The 17,090-nt window shown below is 39.5% G+C and carries 16 protein-coding genes and 2 tRNA genes; 16 read left to right on the plus strand and 2 right to left on the minus strand.

Annotated features, from left to right (window positions below; all coding sequences use genetic code 11):
• The first annotated feature begins 42 nt into the window (after positions 1–42).
• From acpP to LKE05_RS02245, 8 genes are all read left to right on the plus strand, one after another.
• The gene (gene acpP, locus LKE05_RS02210) at positions 43–270 is read left to right on the plus strand and encodes an acyl carrier protein (protein WP_022229298.1); all 228 of its coding nucleotides are present in this window, start codon (positions 43–45) and stop codon (positions 268–270) included.
• 111 nt (positions 271–381) lie between these two features.
• Positions 382–1,620, plus strand: coding sequence for a beta-ketoacyl-ACP synthase II (gene fabF / locus LKE05_RS02215; RefSeq protein WP_118446398.1), 1,239 nt, complete (start codon positions 382–384; stop codon positions 1,618–1,620).
• A 99-nt stretch (positions 1,621–1,719) separates the two neighbouring features.
• Entirely contained in the window at positions 1,720–2,421 is a 702-nt protein-coding gene (gene rnc, locus LKE05_RS02220) for a ribonuclease III (protein WP_117965828.1), read from the plus strand.
• A 2-nt stretch (positions 2,422–2,423) separates the two neighbouring features.
• Positions 2,424–3,428, plus strand: coding sequence for an elongator complex protein 3 (locus LKE05_RS02225; protein WP_308455789.1), 1,005 nt, complete (start codon positions 2,424–2,426; stop codon positions 3,426–3,428).
• Positions 3,413–6,985, plus strand: coding sequence for a chromosome segregation protein SMC (gene smc, locus LKE05_RS02230; protein WP_308455790.1), 3,573 nt, complete (start codon positions 3,413–3,415; stop codon positions 6,983–6,985). Before LKE05_RS02225 ends, smc begins: the two co-directional genes overlap by 16 nt.
• Positions 6,986–6,994: 9 nt before the next feature.
• The gene (gene ftsY / locus LKE05_RS02235; RefSeq protein ID WP_117965819.1) at positions 6,995–7,906 is read left to right on the plus strand and encodes a signal recognition particle-docking protein FtsY; all 912 of its coding nucleotides are present in this window, start codon (positions 6,995–6,997) and stop codon (positions 7,904–7,906) included.
• Positions 7,907–8,011: 105 nt separating this feature from the next.
• On the plus strand, positions 8,012–8,209 hold the full coding sequence (locus tag LKE05_RS02240; protein ID WP_308455791.1) for a hypothetical protein: 198 nt from the start codon (positions 8,012–8,014) through the stop codon (positions 8,207–8,209).
• Between the two features lie 34 nt (positions 8,210–8,243).
• Positions 8,244–8,579 (plus strand): HIRAN domain-containing protein, encoded by a 336-nt coding sequence (locus tag LKE05_RS02245; RefSeq protein ID WP_147514109.1) that lies wholly within the window; start codon positions 8,244–8,246, stop codon positions 8,577–8,579.
• A gap of 37 nt (positions 8,580–8,616) precedes the next feature.
• Here LKE05_RS02245 and LKE05_RS02250 read toward each other — a convergent pair.
• Both LKE05_RS02250 and LKE05_RS02255 read right to left on the minus strand, forming a co-directional pair.
• A tRNA-Gln gene (locus LKE05_RS02250) sits at positions 8,617–8,690 on the minus strand.
• Between the two features lie 126 nt (positions 8,691–8,816).
• Positions 8,817–8,900 (minus strand) — tRNA-Leu (locus LKE05_RS02255).
• Between the two features lie 76 nt (positions 8,901–8,976).
• Here LKE05_RS02255 and LKE05_RS02260 point away from each other — a divergent pair.
• From LKE05_RS02260 to proC, 8 genes are all read left to right on the plus strand, one after another.
• Positions 8,977–10,098 carry a D-alanyl-D-alanine carboxypeptidase family protein gene (locus LKE05_RS02260; RefSeq protein ID WP_147514110.1) on the plus strand — a complete coding sequence of 374 codons (1,122 nt, stop codon included), beginning with the start codon at positions 8,977–8,979 and terminating at the stop codon, positions 10,096–10,098.
• Positions 10,099–10,113: 15 nt separating this feature from the next.
• Positions 10,114–10,839 carry a pseudouridine synthase gene (locus LKE05_RS02265; RefSeq protein ID WP_022228752.1) on the plus strand — a complete coding sequence of 242 codons (726 nt, stop codon included), beginning with the start codon at positions 10,114–10,116 and terminating at the stop codon, positions 10,837–10,839.
• Positions 10,840–11,042: 203 nt separating this feature from the next.
• Complete coding sequence (locus LKE05_RS02270; protein WP_022228753.1) at positions 11,043–12,593, plus strand: acyl-CoA carboxylase subunit beta; 1,551 nt, start codon at positions 11,043–11,045, stop codon at positions 12,591–12,593.
• A 21-nt stretch (positions 12,594–12,614) separates the two neighbouring features.
• Positions 12,615–13,007, plus strand: a complete 393-nt coding sequence (locus tag LKE05_RS02275) for an OadG family protein (RefSeq protein ID WP_308455792.1) — start codon at positions 12,615–12,617, stop codon at positions 13,005–13,007.
• Positions 13,008–13,023: 16 nt separating this feature from the next.
• Positions 13,024–13,401, plus strand: a complete 378-nt coding sequence (locus LKE05_RS02280) for a biotin/lipoyl-containing protein (RefSeq protein ID WP_022228755.1) — start codon at positions 13,024–13,026, stop codon at positions 13,399–13,401.
• A 129-nt stretch (positions 13,402–13,530) separates the two neighbouring features.
• Positions 13,531–14,685, plus strand: a complete 1,155-nt coding sequence (locus tag LKE05_RS02285; RefSeq protein WP_373367868.1) for a sodium ion-translocating decarboxylase subunit beta — start codon at positions 13,531–13,533, stop codon at positions 14,683–14,685.
• Between the two features lie 30 nt (positions 14,686–14,715).
• Positions 14,716–16,125 (plus strand): oxaloacetate decarboxylase subunit alpha, encoded by a 1,410-nt coding sequence (locus LKE05_RS02290; protein WP_118446391.1) that lies wholly within the window; start codon positions 14,716–14,718, stop codon positions 16,123–16,125.
• Between the two features lie 74 nt (positions 16,126–16,199).
• Positions 16,200–17,003 carry a pyrroline-5-carboxylate reductase gene (proC, locus tag LKE05_RS02295; RefSeq protein ID WP_308455793.1) on the plus strand — a complete coding sequence of 268 codons (804 nt, stop codon included), beginning with the start codon at positions 16,200–16,202 and terminating at the stop codon, positions 17,001–17,003.
• Positions 17,004–17,090: the final 87 nt, after the last annotated feature.

Below are 17,090 nucleotides of genomic sequence, written 5' to 3' on the forward strand. Positions count from 1 at the left end.
AGAATTTATATAGACATTACTGAAAGGGGGTGCAAGTGAATAATGGAATTTGAAAGAGTAAAGAACGTTATCGTTGACCAACTAAGTGTTGATGCAGATGAAGTAACTTTGGAAGCATCATTCGTTGACGATTTGGGTGCAGACTCATTGGACGTTGTTGAACTTATCATGGGTCTTGAAACAGAATTTGATATCGAAATCCCTGATGAAGATGCTGAAAAGATCAGCACAGTAGGCGACGCAGTTGAATATATTAAGAGTCATGCGTAAGATACGAAGTCGTGCCTTGTATCAATACTCTTGGTGCAAGGCATGAAATTTTTTTGAAAAAAGAAATTAATTTTATTATATAGATAAGGATAAACAATAGGAGGTAACTAAATGAGAAGAGTTGTTGTAACAGGCTTAGGTGCTGTAACCCCTATAGGAAATAACGTTGAAGAATTTTGGAACGGTATCAAAGCAGGTAAATGCGGTATTGATAAAGTAACACTTTTTGACGCAACTGATTTTAAGACACAGATTGCCGGTGAAGTTAAGAATTTTGAGCCGACTGATTTTATCGAGAAGAAAGACGCTCGTAAAATGGACAGATATACTCAGCTTGCAATGGTAGCGGCTGACGAGGCTGTTAAGGATTCCGGTCTTAATATGGAAGACGAAGACCCTTGGAAAGTCGGAGTTATAACAGGTTCGGGTATCGGCGGTATCCATACTCTTGAGGAACAGCATAAGTCACTTCTTGACAGAGGTCCGGGACGTGTAAGTCCGTTCTTTATTCCTATGATGATAGGTAATATGGGTGCTGCACAGATTGCTATTAAGTACGGAGCAAGAGGTGTAAATGAAAATATCGTTACAGCTTGTGCTTCGGGTACAAACGCTATCGGTGACGCTTTAAGACACATTCAGCACGGTGCTAACGATGTTATCATCGCAGGCGGTGCAGAGGCGGCTGTAAGTCCGCTTGCATTTGCAGGCTTCTGTAATATGAAAGCTATGTCAACAAGAAATGACGATCCTAAAACAGCGTCAAGACCGTTTGATGCAGAACGTGACGGATTTGTTCTAAGTGAAGGTGCAGGCTTTATAGTTATAGAAGAACTTGAACACGCAAAGAAGAGAGGAGCTCACATTTATTGTGAACTTGTCGGCTACGGTGCAACTGATGATGCTTACCACATCACAAGCCCTATTCCGGGCGGTGTCGGCGGTGCAAAGGCTATGTCACTTGCAATCGAAGACGCAGGTTTAAAGCCTGAAGATGTAACATACATCAATGCTCACGGTACATCAACAAAGTACAATGACGAGTTTGAAACACAAGCCATAAAAGAGGCTCTTGGCGACGCGGCTAAGAACGTTGCAGTAAGCTCAACAAAGTCAATGACAGGTCACCTTTTGGGTGCGGCAGGCGGTGTCGAGGCAATCGTTTGTGCATTGGCTATCAAGGACAGTTACATTCCTGCAACAATCAATTACAATACACCTGACCCTGCTTGTGATTTGGATATAGTTCCGAATAAGGGCAGAGAACAGGAAGTTAAAGTTGCAATGTCAAATTCACTTGGATTTGGCGGTCATAATGCAACTATCGTAATGAAAAAATACGAAGATTAATTAAATAAACTTAAACAATAGGGGATGTCTTTTTAAGGCACCCTCTACTGTTATGTGGATTGCTCTAAGCGGTGAACGGTTTACTCTTTAGAGCAGTGTATGTACAGAGAAAGGAAAGCTGTTATGAAAAACGTACAAGAGAAAATCGGTTACACATTTAAAAATGTCAATCTTTTAGAAACGGCACTTACACACAGCTCATATGCGAATGAGTGTAAAAAAGAAAATAACGAACGTCTTGAATTTTTGGGCGATTCTGTTTTGAGTGTTATAATTAGTGACTATATATTCAGACGTTTGCCGAATGTTGACGAGGGCTGGCTTTCAAAATATCGTGCAACGCTTGTCTGCGAACAGTCGCTTAACGAAATATCTAAGAAAATTTCGCTTAGCAAATTTATATTGCTTGGTAAGGGTGAAGAAATGACAGGCGGACGTCAGAGAGCGTCTATCGTTTCAGATGCATTTGAGGCAGTTTTGGCGGCAATTTATCTTGACGGCGGTATGGAAACGGCAAGAAAATGGGTAATCGACCTTATGCGTGATTCGATTAACGAAGTTGTGACAGGTCACGGATATGCCGACTATAAAACAATGCTGCAAGAGGCACTTCAAAAAGGTACACAGGGCAAAGTCACATACAGAACAATCGGCGAATCCGGTTTGGATCACAACAAAGTGTTTGAAGTTGAAGTGCTTGTCGATGATGTTCCTAAAAATAAAGGAACAGGTCACAGCAAAAAAGAGGCTGAACAAAATGCGGCACATACTTTGCTTAAATCAATGGGAAAAGTACAGTGACTATGAAAACGTATAATATACCGATATTTGTACCGCACAGAGGTTGTCCGTTTGATTGTGTTTTTTGCAATCAAAAACGTATAACGGGGACACAAAAAGAAGTCACGGCTGATGATGTTCATAATATCATAGGAGAATATCTTAAAACATTGCCGAGTAAAAACAGACGTATCGAGGCGGCGTTTTTTGGCGGCAGCTTTACCGGTATACCGATTAACGAACAAAGCGAACTTTTAGCCGCTGCGAATGAATATCTTAAAAAAGGAGATATTGACGGAATACGTCTTTCAACCAGACCTGATTATATAGATAAAGAAATACTTGATAATCTGCTTAAATACGGAGTTACAACGATTGAACTCGGTGTACAGTCTATGGACGACGGTGTTTTGAAATCATCAAACAGGGGACACACAAGAGAAGATGTTATTAATGCGGTAAAGCTGATAAAGGAATATCCGTTTACACTTGGACTTCAGATGATGACAGGTTTGCCGGGTGATACCGATGAAAAATCTCTTTATACGGCAGATGAAATAATAAAGCTGAAACCTGATATTGTACGCATATATCCGACGCTTACCATAAAGGACACATTCCTTGAAAAAATGTATCTTACGGGTAAATATAAACCGCAGTCGGTTGATGAGGCGGTTAATCTTGCAAAACAGCTTTTATTGAAATTTGAAAAGAATAATATAACTGTTATAAGAGTCGGTTTGCAGTCAACCGATGAAATAAGCGAGAACGGTTCTGTTGTTGCAGGACCTGTACACAGCTCATTTCGTGAACTTGTCGAAAGCAGTATTTATTATGACATTATATGCGGTAAATTGAAAGACGGCTGTAAAAGAGCAGACGTTTATGTAAATCCGAGAGAAGTTTCAAAAGCAGTCGGTAATAAGCGTTGCAATATAATTAAATTAAAACAAGAGAAAAATATTGATGTAAAGATATGTACAGATGAAAATTTGGAAAAAAGAGAGGTGAGATGTACTTGCTATTAAAAAGACTTGAACTGCAAGGTTTTAAATCATTTGCCGATAAAACAATTCTTGAATTTGTTGAAGGCTCAACGGCGGTCGTAGGTCCTAACGGCAGCGGAAAAAGTAATATTTCCGACGCTATTCGTTGGGTTATCGGTGAAATGAGTGCAAAATCTCTCAGAGGTTCTAATATGCAAGATGTCATTTTTGCAGGTACAGAAACGAGAAAGCCTGTCAATTTTGCGGAAGTGAGTCTTGTACTTGATAACAGCAGTCATTTGTTTGATATAAATTATGATGAAGTTGTTGTAACAAGACGACTTTTCAGAAGCGGTGAAAGTGTGTATCAGATTAATCGCTCAAACTGTCGTTTGAAAGATATACATGAGCTGTTTATGGATACGGGTCTTGGACGTGACGGTTATTCTATTATCGGACAGGGTAATGTGTCACAGATATTGTCAACCAAAGCCGAGGACAGAAGAAGTCTGTTTGAGGAGGCGGCAGGTATATCAAAATATAAGTACAGACGTGAAGAGGCGGAGCGAAAGCTAAAGGGTGTTGAAGAAAACCTTGTAAGAATTTCCGATATAACGACTGAACTTGAAGGTCAGCGAGGACCTCTTAAACGTCAGTCGGAAAAAGCGAGAAAGTATTTGACATACTATGAAGAATATAAAGGACTTGACGTAAATTTAAGCATTATAACGATAGACAAAAACCGACTTGCCGCCAAAGAGGCAGACAGGCTTTATAACAGTGTTGAAGAAGAACTTGCCGAGCTCAGAGCAACAGAATCGGAAACAGAACAAAAAATCACATCGCTTTATAATGAAAGTGAACAAGCCGATACCGAAATAGCGGAACAGAACAAACTTCTTCGTGAGGCTGAGTCAAAGAATATGGAAACCAAAAATCATATTTCTTTATTTGAAAACAACATAAAGAATAATGAGCTTATGCTTAAAAGAATTGATAACGAAATTCAAAGCATAAAAGATAAAAATATTGAACGTGAAAACGGTATAGAAAAGCAAAAGGCAGAGATTGAAGAAAAGAATAAAGATGCCGAAGAAATGCTTACTGCGTTCGATTCTATGAAAGAGGAACAGGACGAAATTGCAAAGCAGAAAGATACTCTTTCAAAAGAAATCGACAGTCTGCAGGGCGATATTATCGAAAAGCAGAATTTGATTGCGACAAATCGTGCACAAATAAACGGTGTTGAAAATTTGAGGAGCAGTTTTATAGAACGACGAGAAGTGGTTGAAACCGAAATAAAGACCTTTAACGAGGGTGTTTCAAACACAAAACAGGAGATAGAAAACTGCAAAAAGGAAATATCGGAAAAGTCTGAAAAGTGCGGTAAGATGAAAGAAACCATAAACCGCCATAACGAAAACATAAATAAGTTAAAATCCGAAAACGATAAACTTACATCAAGTCTTAACAATATGAATGTCGAGTATAATTCAAAATCTTCAAAGAAGAAAATTCTTGAGGGTATGGAAAACGATTATGCGGGATATTCAAAGAGCGTAAAGGCGGTGCTTAAAGCCGAAGAACTAAAAAAAATCAGAATTTACGGTACTGTATCGGGACTTGTGGACGTAAAAAAGGAATACGTTACGGCTATTGAAATCGCACTCGGCGGAGCGTTGCAGAATATCATAGTAGAGAGCGAAGAGGACGCAAAGACGGCGATTAATTATCTTCGCAGAAATAATGCAGGTCGTGCAACATTTTTGCCGGTGTCGGCTGTAAAAGGCAGAGAACTTGATAATGTTGGCGAAATAAGCAAGCAAAAAGGCTTTATCGGACTTGGAAGTAAACTTATAAAGTATAACAGTAAGTACGACGGTATTATAAAAAGTTTGCTCGGCAGAGTTGTTGTGGTTGATAATGTGGATAATGCCATTGCTATGAGCCGACATTTCGGGTATAAATTCAGAGTTGTAACACTTGAGGGCGAAATATTGAACGCAGGCGGTTCGATGTCGGGCGGCAGCGTAAATAAGCAAAGCGGATTTTTGTCGAGAGCTACTGAAATAAAAACACTTACATCGGAATTAAACGATTTGTCAGTTAAAATAAAAGAGGTTGGCGACAAAAAACAGCAGATTGAAAATGATATGAGAACTATAAATAATCAGTTGTCGTCATATGTTCCGCTTGTGAGAGAGTATGAGGACGAGATACTTCGTCTGGAAAATACGCAAAAACATCTTGAAGAAAAGATTGAATCGGGAAGTAATACGGAGAAAAACTATAAAGCAGAGCTTGGACAGATTGAAAAGCAGCTGTCGGAATCTTCGGATGATATTGCCGAGCTTTTGCAGAATGTCAGAAATCTTGAAAAAGAAAGTAATGACTTACAGAGCAAAGCGGAAAAACTGAATGAAGAATTTAATCGAATTTCAGAGAAAAAAGACGAGAAGTCACAAAGCTTGATGGATAACACGATGAAACTTGCAGATATGCAAAGGGACATTAAAGTTATCGAAAAAGATATTGAAACAAAGAAGAATGATATTGCAAATTCCGTAAAAGATATAGCACAAAAAGAGCAGGATAAAACAAGAATATGTGCCGAAAACGAAAGTTTAAAACAGCAGATTGAGGACAAAAACAAGCTGACGGAAGAAATCGCAAAGAGTACGGCGGATATAAATAATTATATCGAGAGTATTCAGAAGAAGAAAAGCGATATTTCAACGTCACTTCAAAATATCCAAAATTCAAATAAGGATTTAACGGATAAATTGCTGAACTTGCAACAGGAACTTTCAAGACTTGAAAACAGACGTGAAAAACTCAATAACGATATTGAAAATATTATAGGCAGATTGTGGGAGGACTACGAACTGACTTATAACAGTGCGTGTGAAATTAAAACAGAGGTGGAAAACGAGAAAGAATCGTTTGCAAGATTGTCGGAATTGAAGTCGCAGATAAAATCACTTGGCAGTGTAAACGTCGATTCTATCGAAGAATATAAAGCGGTAGAGGAGAGGTTTGTGTTCTTGACAGAGCAAAAGAGCGATCTTGAAAAGTCGAAAAACGAACTTAACGGAATAATAGAGTCAATGGAAGAATTGATGAAAGAGCATTTCGGGAAGCAGTTTCAGGAAATCAATGAGAGTTTCAGTCTGGTATTCAGTGAACTTTTCGGCGGCGGCAAAGGTGAATTGACTTTGTCTGATCCGAGCAATGTTCTTGAAAGCGGTATTGAAATTATCGCACAGCTTCCGGGTAAAGGTTCGCAGAATATCAATCTGTATTCGGGCGGTGAAAAGTCGTTTATTGCTATTGCACTTCTGTTTGCAATACTTCGAGTAAAACCGGCTCCGTTCTGTATTTTGGACGAGATTGACGCGGCACTTGACGATGTAAACGTTTCGAGATTTGCAACATATTTAAAAAATTATATTGAACAGACACAATTCATTGTTATCACTCACAGACGTGGTACAATGGAGGCGGCAAATATTTTATACGGCGTAACAATGCAGGAAAAAGGCGTTTCTAAGTTGTTGTCACTTCATATAGATGATGTCGCAGACGATATGGTCAGTTAGGAGTAGTATATGGGATTCTTTGATAAGTTAAAAAACGGTTTAACAAAAACTCGTGAATCAATCGCAAAACAAGTTAATAATGTATTCAGTGTGTTCGTAAAAGTTGACGACGAACTTTTTGAAAATCTTGAAGAGGCACTTATTATGGCAGATATAGGTGTAGAAACTTCAACATACATTATTGAAAAACTTCGTGATAATGTTAAACACAAGCATATCACGGACGGAAACCTTGTAAAAGAGGAATTAAAGAGCATAATAAGCGAAATACTCAGTGCGCTTGATACAACGGTGAATACGTCAACAACACCGTCTGTTATTTTGGTGATTGGCGTAAACGGTGTCGGAAAAACAACAAGTATCGGAAAAATCGCATCACATTATAAGTCGATGGGTAAAAAGGTACTTCTTGCGGCGGCTGACACATTCAGAGCGGCAGCGATAGATCAGCTTGACATATGGGCGCAGAGAAGCGGTTGTGATATAATCAAGCACCAAGAAAACAGTGATCCGGCGGCAGTTGTGTTTGACGCTTGTACGGCGGCAAAGGCGCGTGGTGCTGATATTCTTATATGTGATACAGCCGGCAGACTTCATAATAAGAAAAATCTTATGGCGGAGCTTGCAAAGATTAACCGTGTAATTGAACGTGAACTGCCTGATTCGGCAAGAGAAACATTGCTTGTCCTTGACGCGACAACAGGTCAAAATGCGGTAAGTCAGGCAAAATTGTTCTCCGAGGCGGCGGATATTACGGGAATTATCCTTACAAAGCTTGACGGTACGGCAAAAGGCGGTATTGTAATATCAATAGCAAAAGAACAGAATGTTCCGGTTAAATTTGTCGGCGTCGGTGAAGGTATCGACGACTTGCAGGAATTTAACAGCGATGATTTTGCAAAGGCTATATTTGAAGAATAAATAATATAAACTCTGACAGTCAAAAAAATGGCGGTCAGAGTTTTTTTGTACAGTTTTTTGGACATAGGTGAATGTATAATTTAAGTAGAAAAGGAGATGGGAGAAATGAAAGAACAAAATAAAAAATTGACTATTGCAGAACCTATTGCAGAACGTTTAAGAAATGGAGAAAAAGTTATTTGTGCAAAGTGTAAAAAAGGCTATTATGTTACTGATGCGAAATATATAAGTACAAGTCATGGATTTTATTGCAACAGATGTAATTCTATGGTGAATATAGATCCGGTTATAGATATTGAATAGAAAAAGTATAAAAAGTTGAAAGGAGATGAAAGAAATGAAAAATTCGGTTTTAGTCACAATAACGGGACTTGCTCATTATTACGGAACGAAGCCGTTCAAAGTCGGAGCGGTAATAAAATTGAAAAAGGAATATGATAACAAATATGATGACGAGGCGATAAGAGCACAACTGCCGTATATCGGTACAGTCGGTTACGTCGCAAACAGTACATATACGGTTTATTCGGGTACATACAGTGCGGGACGTTTATATGATAAAATAGGCGAATGTGCGTGTGCGAAAATTATTTTAATAACACATTCAAGCGCTGTTGCGGAAGTAATAGAGGGCTGTCCGTCAGAGAGTATGGGCGAATGTGTATTTGAATAAAAATAAAAAAAGTTATCCATAAAGGATAACTTTTTTGTGGCTGCGGATCCAGGATTCGAACCCGGACAGAACGAGTCAGAGTCGTTAGTGCTACCTTTACACAAATCCGCAACGATAACTGACAAATGATATAATACCATATAATCTAACTTTTGTCAACAGTTTTTTTAAAAAGTTTTTTTGCTGTTGATAAATATAATTTTATATGATAGAATATATATTATTAATCAAAAAAAATGGTGCGAGGGACCGGACTTGAACCGGCACGGTTAAACCACACGCCCCTCAAACGTGCGCGTCTGCCTATTCCGCCACCCTCGCATTAACGTGATTTATTATACCAATAAAAAAGAGTTTTGTCAATTAAAATAAATATTTTTTGTGGAGATGTTTTTTAATGAAAAAAATTTTGGCACTTGTTATTATGACTATAATTACTTTTTCACAGTTAAGTGCTTTTGCAATGGTGGAATCTGCCGAGTGTGCGTGCGTTATAAATGCGTTGACGGGTGATGTTGTATTTTCAAAAAATATGAACCAAAAACACGCAATGGCAAGCACAACTAAAATAATGACAGCCATTGTTGCTATTGAACGTTGTAATATGGACGAAATTGTTGATGTGAGTGCGACGGCGGCAAATCAAGAGGGCTCGGCGGCATACATATCTGAGGGAAATCAATACTATATGAAAGATTTGCTTTACGGTTTAATGCTTAATTCCGGAAATGACGCGGCGGTAGCGATAGCCGAACATGTGTCGGGAAGTGAGGAATCATTTGCGGAGCTGATGAATGAAAAAGCGGAAGAACTCGGACTCGGCAATACGCATTTTATGAATCCGAGCGGACTTGACAATCCGGAACATTACACAACGGTTTACAACCTTGCACTTATTGCAAGATATGCAATGACGCTGCCGCAGTTTCGGGAAATAGTCGCAACGCAGACTGCACAAGTACAGGCATTAAATTCAGATGAAATACTTTATTTTTCAAACCACAATAAAATGCTAAGTCTGTATGAGGGAGCAAACGGCATAAAAACAGGCTTTACGAAGTCAACGGGCAGATGTCTTGTATCGTCTGCGCAGAGGGACGGAATGGAGTTTATAGCGGTGACTTTGAATGATTCGAACGATTGGAATGACCACGCGGAAATGCTTGATTACGCATTTTCGGAACATTATCCGAAAAAACTTATAGAGCAGGGCGATACTGTAAAGGTTACGAATATTGACGGAAAAGATTATTCAATGGTTGCGGCGAGTGACTTTACAATACCGTTTAAAGAACATCAGAAAACGCAGGTAGAAGTTATATCGCATATATCAAATGACTTACAAGCACCGATAAATCAAGGCGAAAAAGTGGGGTGGCTTGAAATTGTGTGTGACGGAGTGAGCGTCGGTGAAGTTGATATTATTTCGGAAAACGATATTTACGGAGTAAGCAATATAAGATTGAAAAACAGTTTTTTCAGCAGTTTTATAAGAGTTGCGAAAATATTGTTGGTATAAATGAAAGGAGAAAAAATGGGAGAGATAGTAAGATTACAAAAATATATAGCAATGAGCGGTGTTGCGTCAAGACGTGCCGCAGAAACTATGATACAAGAGGGCAGAGTTAAGGTAAACGGCAAGAAAATAACGGAACAAGGCGTAAAAATCGAAATCGGTGCAGACAATGTATCCGTTGACGATAAGCCGATAAAGCTTAAAAACAAGAAGTATTATATAATGCTTAATAAGCCTGTCGGATATGTTTCAACCGCAAAAGACCAATTTGACCGACCGACTGTTGTTGACCTTATAAAAGAAGATTTGGGTGACGTAAGAATTTTTCCTGTCGGACGACTTGACTATGAAACCGAGGGATTGCTTTTGCTTACAAATGACGGCGACTTCACATACAAAGTCACGCACCCTAAGTTCCATACCGATAAGACTTATATCGCAACGATAAAGGGCGGTATAACGATAAGCGGTATCAATAAGCTGAGAAACGGTGTTTATATAGATGATTTCAAAACATCACCGGCGGAGGCTGAAATACTTGATGCGGTAGACGGACACACATATATTAAAATAACAATTCACGAGGGTAAAAACAGACAGGTTCGTAAAATGTTTGCGGCAATCGGCTGTACGGTTGTCGGCTTGCAGAGAATTAAGATAGGCAACGTGGAACTCGGTAATCTTCCGCTTGGAAGATGGCGTCATCTGACAAGTCACGAAGTAAATTATTTGATGAATTCTTAAAAAGAGGCTGTTGACATTTTGTCAACAGCCTCTTTTGTGTATCATATACAAATTTAAGGGGATATTTGTCGATATTTTTTGAAAGCTAACTTGTGAAAAAAGAAATAAAAATGATTGAAAAAAAATTGCGGTTAAGGTATAATATACTTTAGGTATATTTTTTTAAAATTTATCTCTAATCTACAAACAATGGAGGTTAAAACATGGGAACAGTTGATAAATTGACTGAACTTCAATACCGCAGAAGTGTAATAAATAACGGCGGCGGAGAAGTAAAAATCAAAAAGCAGCATGATTCCGGAAAGCTGACAGCAAGAGAGAGAATTAATGCTCTTTTGGATGAAGGCAGTTTCGTTGAAATTGATGCTTTTGTAACTCACAGATGTACCGAGTTCGGTATGGATTGTGTTGAGGCTCCGGGTGAAGGAGTTGTTACAGGTTACGGTACAGTTGACGGACGTCTTGTTTACGTTTACGCGCAAGACTTTACAGTAATCGGTGGCTCACTTGGAGAAATGCACGCAAAGAAAATTTGCAAAGTCATGGATATGGCGGCAAAGATGGGTGCTCCGATAATCGGAATGAACGATTCGGGCGGTGCAAGAATTCAAGAAGGTATAGACGCTCTTTCAGGTTTCGGAGATATATTCTTCAGAAACACTGTAAACAGCGGTGTAATTCCTCAGATTTCTGTAATTATGGGACCATGTGCAGGCGGTGCTGTTTATTCACCGGCTATTACAGACTTTATCTTTATGGTTGAAAAGACAAGTCAGATGTTTATAACAGGTCCACAGGTAATCAGTTCTGTTACAGGTGAAAATGTAACAAGCGAAGAACTTGGCGGCGCTGATACACATACTTCAAAGTCGGGTGTTGCACACTTTAAGGCGGCAAATGACGAAGAATGTATCGCAAAAATCAGAAAGTTGCTTTCATACTTACCTGCAAACAATCTTGAAGAGGCTCCTTACGAACCTACAAATGACGAAATCAATCGTCTTTCAGAAAAACTTACAACAATCGTTCCTGACGATTCGGGTAAGGCTTATGACGTTAAGGAAGTTATCGCCGAACTTGTTGATAACGGCGACTTCTTTGAAGTACAGGAAGGCTTTGCAAAGAATATTGTAATAGGTTTTGCAAGAATGAACGGACAGGTTATCGGTATCGTTGCAAATCAGCCTAAGGTTATGGCAGGTTCACTTGATGTTAACTCATCAGACAAAGCAGCAAGATTTGTACGTTTCTGCGACAGCTTTAATATTCCTCTTGTTACTCTTACAGACGTACCGGGTTATTTCCCTGGCGTTGAACAGGAACAAAACGGTATTATCAGACACGGTGCTAAGTTGCTTTACGCATTCTCAGAGGCTACAGTTCCAAAGATTAACGTAATCTTGAGAAAAGCTTACGGCGGTGCATACATAGCAATGAATTCAAAACATCTTGGTGCTGATATAGTAATGGCATGGCCGACGGCAGAAATCGCTGTTATGGGCCCTGAAGGTGCAGCTAACATCATTTTCAAGAATGATATTAAGGAAAGCTCTGACCCTGTTACTACAAGAAATGAAAAGATTCAGGAATACAGAAATAAGTTTGCATCACCTTACGAGGCTGCAAAGCGTGGTTACGTTGACGATGTAATTGAACCTGATTCAACAAGACCGAGAATAATCGCCGCACTTGAAATGCTTGCATCAAAGCGTGATTCAAGACCGGCTAAAAAGCATGGAAATCTTCCTGTTTAATTGTGAAAGGAGATTTTTAGTATGTATTCAGAAGCATTATTGACAGGTCAGAACCTGTCATTAAGTGAAGCGTTGGCAATGGGAGGAGAAACAACAGTTATAGGTTTGGCAATAGTTTTCGCCGTACTTATCATACTTATGATAGTGCTTTCGCTTTTCAGGGTTATATTCTATAAAAAGCCTAAAACACAGGCAGCTCCTGCTGCAGCACCGGCTCAAGCAGCACCTGTAGAGGAAGAAACGGCAGACGATACAGACGAAGAAGAGCTTATCGCAGTATTGACAGCCGCAGTTGCCGCAAGTCTAAATACTTCAACGTATAACCTAAGAATTAAGTCATACAGAAGAACAGACAACAAAATGCCTGCTTGGAATAAGGCGGGTGTAACCGAAACAATTAATAATAGATTCTAAAGGAGGCAAAACCTAAATGAGAAAGTTTAATATTTCAGTAAATGGAAAATCATACGAAGTTGACGTAGAAGAAGTAGGCGGAGTATCAACTCCTGCACCGGCTCCTGTTCAAACAGCCGCTCCTGCACCAAAGGCTGCACCGGCTCCAAAGGCTGCACCGAAAGCTGCTCCTGTTGCAGGCGCTAAGCAAGTAACTGCTCCAATGCCTGGTACAATCGTATCTGTAAAGGTAAATGTTGGTGATAAAGTTGAGGCCGGAACACTTGTTGCCGTACTTGAGGCAATGAAGATGGAAAACGAAATTTTCGCCGGTGTAGACGGAACAGTTGCAGGTATCAGTGTATCAGCAGGTGACAGTGTAAACAGCGGTGACGTAATAGTTTCAGTAAACTAATACAGTCACGACTAAATTATAGAAAGTGGTGACAATAAAGTGTTAGAAAGTTTTGCAAACTTTTTGCAGAATACAGGTTTGTACGCACTTATTTCAAGCGGTGGCATTGACGCCGTTAAGACAATTATAATGATTGCGATAGCTTGCGTACTTCTGTATCTTGCAATAGTAAAAAAATTCGAGCCGTTATTGCTACTTCCGATTGCGTTCGGTATGCTTTTGTCAAACTTACCGATGATTAAGGATTCAAGTGCTATTATGATGCACACGGAATTTTTTACGAATCCGGAGTATATGACGGACGGAAAATATATTAATGTCGGATATATCTGTCAGCATGGCGGTCTGCTTGACCTATTGTATCTCGGAGTTAAGCTTGGTATTTATCCTCCGCTTATTTTCGTTGGTATCGGTTGTATGACAGACTTCGGTCCGCTAATTGCCAATCCAAAGAGTATTCTTCTTGGTGCGGCTGCACAGTTCGGTGTATTCTTTACATTCGTAGGTGCTCTTGTTCTAAGCGCTCTTGTACCGTCAATCAATTTCGGTATCAAAGAAGCTGCGTCAATAGGTATCATCGGCGGTGCCGACGGCCCTACGGCTATTTACGTTACAAAATCACTTGCACCGGCACTACTGCCGGCAATCGCCGTTGCGGCATATTCATATATGGCATTGATTCCTGTAATTCAACCGCCTATTATGAAACTTATGACTCGTAAAAAAGACAGAATGATTGTTATGGAACAATTAAGACCTGTTTCAAAAACAGAAAAAATCTTGTTCCCAATCATCGTTACAATTATCGTTGCACTTATAATCCCTGACGCAGTGTCACTTGTAGGTTGTCTAATGCTTGGTAACCTTATGAAAGAATCAGGCGTTGTTGAAAGACTTACAAAGATGGCACAGAACGAACTTATGAATATCATAACTTTGTTCCTTGGTGTTACAGTAGGTGCTACTGCAACAGCGTCAAGTTTCCTATCAGCACAGACAATCGGTATTATCGTACTTGGACTTATCGCATTCTGTTTCTCAACAGCAGGCGGCTTGTTCTTGGGTGATATTATGTGTTGGGTAACAAAAGGTAAGGTTAATCCGCTTATCGGAAGTGCCGGCGTTTCAGCCGTACCTATGGCTGCTCGTGTATCTCAAACAGTAGGACAGAAGGAAAATCCTTCAAACTTCCTTTTGATGCACGCTATGGGTCCTAACGTTGCCGGAGTTATCGGTTCTGCCGTTGCGGCAGGCGTATTCCTTGCAATGTTCGGAAATCTTTAATTAAACAGATAATAAAGGAGTGAAATATAAATGGCAAAGGGAAAGAAAGCTGTAGAAATTACAGAAACAGTCCTAAGAGATGCTCACCAGTCACTTATTGCTACAAGAATGACAACAGAGCAGATTCTTCCTATTGTAGAAAAGCTTGATGACATCGGTTATCATTCGCTTGAGGCATGGGGAGGAGCTACATTCGATGCCTGCCTAAGATTCCTTAACGAGGATCCTTGGGAAAGATTGAGAAAGATTAAGGATAGAGCTAAAAAGACTCCTATCCAAATGCTTTTCAGAGGACAAAACATACTTGGTTACAGACACTATGCTGATGATATAGTTGAATATTTCGTTCAAAAGTCAATCGCAAACGGTGTTGATATACTAAGAATTTTTGATGCTCTTAACGACGTCAGAAACCTTGAATGTGCTATCAAGGCTTGTAAGAAAGAAAAAGGTCATGTACAGGCTACAGTTTGTTACACAACAAGTGAATTCCATACAAACGAAAAGTTCGTTAAAATGGCTAAGCAACTTGAAGAAATGGGTGCAGACTCAATCTGTATCAAGGATATGGCAGGTCTTTTAAGACCATATGTAACATATGACCTTGTAAAGATGATGAAAGAAGAAGTTAAGATTCCTATTCAACTTCATACTCACTACACAAGCGGTGAGGCTTCAATGGTTTACCTAAAGGCTATTGAGGCAGGTGTAGACGTAATCGACTGTGCTATGTCACCGTTGGCTATGGGTACATCACAACCGCCTACAGAGCCTATGGTTGCGGCTCTTCAAGGTACAGAGTACGATACAGGCTACGATTTGGATAAGCTTATCGAAATCTGCGACTACTTCAAGCCGCTAAGAGAAGAATACATTAAGAGCGGTCTTATGAACACTAAGGTTATGGGTGTTGACGTTAATACTCTTAAGTATCAAGTTCCGGGCGGTATGCTTTCAAACCTTGTATCACAGCTTAAGCAACAGGGCAGAGAAGATGCATATGATGAAGTGCTTAAAGAAGTACCTCGTGTTCGTGCAGACTTCGGTTATCCTCCGCTTGTTACACCGTCATCACAGATTGTCGGTACACAGGCAGTACTTAACGTGCTTATGGGTGAAAGATACAAGATGGTTTCTAAGGAATCAAAGGGTCTTGTAAGAGGCGAATATGGTAAGTGCCCTGCTGAAATCTCTGACGAAATCGTTAAGAAGATTATCGGCGACGAAAAGAGAATTACTTGTCGTCCGGCTGACCTATTAAAGCCTGAGCTTGAACAGATGAAGAAAGAATGTGCAGAATGGATTGAACAGCCTGAAGATGTATTGTCATATGCATTGTTCGGTCAAGTTGCCGTTAAATTCTTTGAATACAGACGTGCTCAGAAATATAAAATTGATGCAGATTTAGTGGATATGGAAAATAAGACATATCCGGTTTAATTGCGTGTTTTAGTACCGGACGAAATATTTCGTCCGGTATTTTTTATAAAAAATTTTAAATACAGGAGGATATTATGATTTTTGGATTTATAGGCAGCGGAAATATGGGCGGTGCTATAATCGGCGGAATTATTAATTCTGATATAGCAAGTCCTGAAAATGTAATTGTTTCGGATAAAAATGAACAGGCATTGAAGAATATTAATGAAAAATACGGTGTTAAAGTGACATCGGACAATAAAGAAACGGCAGATAAAGCTGATGTATTGTTTTTGTGTGTAAAACCGCAGTTTTTATACGGTGTAATTGATGAAATCAAAAACAGTGTTTCAGATAATACAGTAATCGTTTCAATAGTCGCAGGACAGGCGATAGAAACGATTGAAAAGGCTTTTGAACATGATATTAAACTTGTGCGTGTAATGCCTAATACACCGGCTTTAGTCGGCGAGGGAATGGCGGCATTGACACCGAACAGCAATGTTACAAAAGAAGAAACAGATGTAGTTGTAAACGTGTTTAACAGCTTTGGTAAAGGTGAAGTCGTATCGGAAAATCTTATGGATGCCGTAACGGCTGTCAGCGGTTCGTCACCGGCTTATGTGTTTATGATGATTGAGGCAATGGCAGACGCAGCTGTTATAGGCGGTATGCCGAGAAGTCAAGCATATACATTCGCCGCACAAGCGGTACTTGGAAGTGCAAAGATGGTACTTGAAACAGGCAAACACCCGGGGGAATTAAAAGATATGGTTTGCTCACCTGCCGGAACTACAATAGACGCAGTTGCAATACTTGAAAAAGACGGTTTCAGAAACAGTATCATTGACGCAATGGTAGGTTGTATGAATAAGTCAAAAGAACTTGGAAAAAAATAAGATAAAACAATAACGCCACCGATTTTATTATCGGTGGCGTTATTGTATATGAACGTAACATTGTATTCAAACAATGTTAAATATATT

This window comes from Hominilimicola fabiformis (assembly GCF_020687385.1).
Classification (GTDB): Bacteria; Bacillota; Clostridia; order UBA1381; family UBA1381; genus Hominilimicola; species Hominilimicola fabiformis.

Coding starts and splice junctions, on each gene's coding strand:
- acpP (WP_022229298.1), top strand. CDS start 43: ATGGAATTTGAAAGAGTAAAGAACGTTATCGTTGACCAACTAAGTGTT.
- fabF (WP_118446398.1), top strand. CDS start 382: ATGAGAAGAGTTGTTGTAACAGGCTTAGGTGCTGTAACCCCTATAGGA.
- rnc (WP_117965828.1), top strand. CDS start 1,720: ATGTACAGAGAAAGGAAAGCTGTTATGAAAAACGTACAAGAGAAAATC.
- LKE05_RS02225 (WP_308455789.1), top strand. CDS start 2,424: ATGAAAACGTATAATATACCGATATTTGTACCGCACAGAGGTTGTCCG.
- smc (WP_308455790.1), top strand. CDS start 3,413: ATGTACTTGCTATTAAAAAGACTTGAACTGCAAGGTTTTAAATCATTT.
- ftsY (WP_117965819.1), top strand. CDS start 6,995: ATGGGATTCTTTGATAAGTTAAAAAACGGTTTAACAAAAACTCGTGAA.
- LKE05_RS02240 (WP_308455791.1), top strand. CDS start 8,012: ATGAAAGAACAAAATAAAAAATTGACTATTGCAGAACCTATTGCAGAA.
- LKE05_RS02245 (WP_147514109.1), top strand. CDS start 8,244: ATGAAAAATTCGGTTTTAGTCACAATAACGGGACTTGCTCATTATTAC.
- LKE05_RS02260 (WP_147514110.1), top strand. CDS start 8,977: ATGAAAAAAATTTTGGCACTTGTTATTATGACTATAATTACTTTTTCA.
- LKE05_RS02265 (WP_022228752.1), top strand. CDS start 10,114: ATGGGAGAGATAGTAAGATTACAAAAATATATAGCAATGAGCGGTGTT.
- LKE05_RS02270 (WP_022228753.1), top strand. CDS start 11,043: ATGGGAACAGTTGATAAATTGACTGAACTTCAATACCGCAGAAGTGTA.
- LKE05_RS02275 (WP_308455792.1), top strand. CDS start 12,615: ATGTATTCAGAAGCATTATTGACAGGTCAGAACCTGTCATTAAGTGAA.
- LKE05_RS02280 (WP_022228755.1), top strand. CDS start 13,024: ATGAGAAAGTTTAATATTTCAGTAAATGGAAAATCATACGAAGTTGAC.
- LKE05_RS02285 (WP_373367868.1), top strand. CDS start 13,531: ATGATTGCGATAGCTTGCGTACTTCTGTATCTTGCAATAGTAAAAAAA.
- LKE05_RS02290 (WP_118446391.1), top strand. CDS start 14,716: ATGGCAAAGGGAAAGAAAGCTGTAGAAATTACAGAAACAGTCCTAAGA.
- proC (WP_308455793.1), top strand. CDS start 16,200: ATGATTTTTGGATTTATAGGCAGCGGAAATATGGGCGGTGCTATAATC.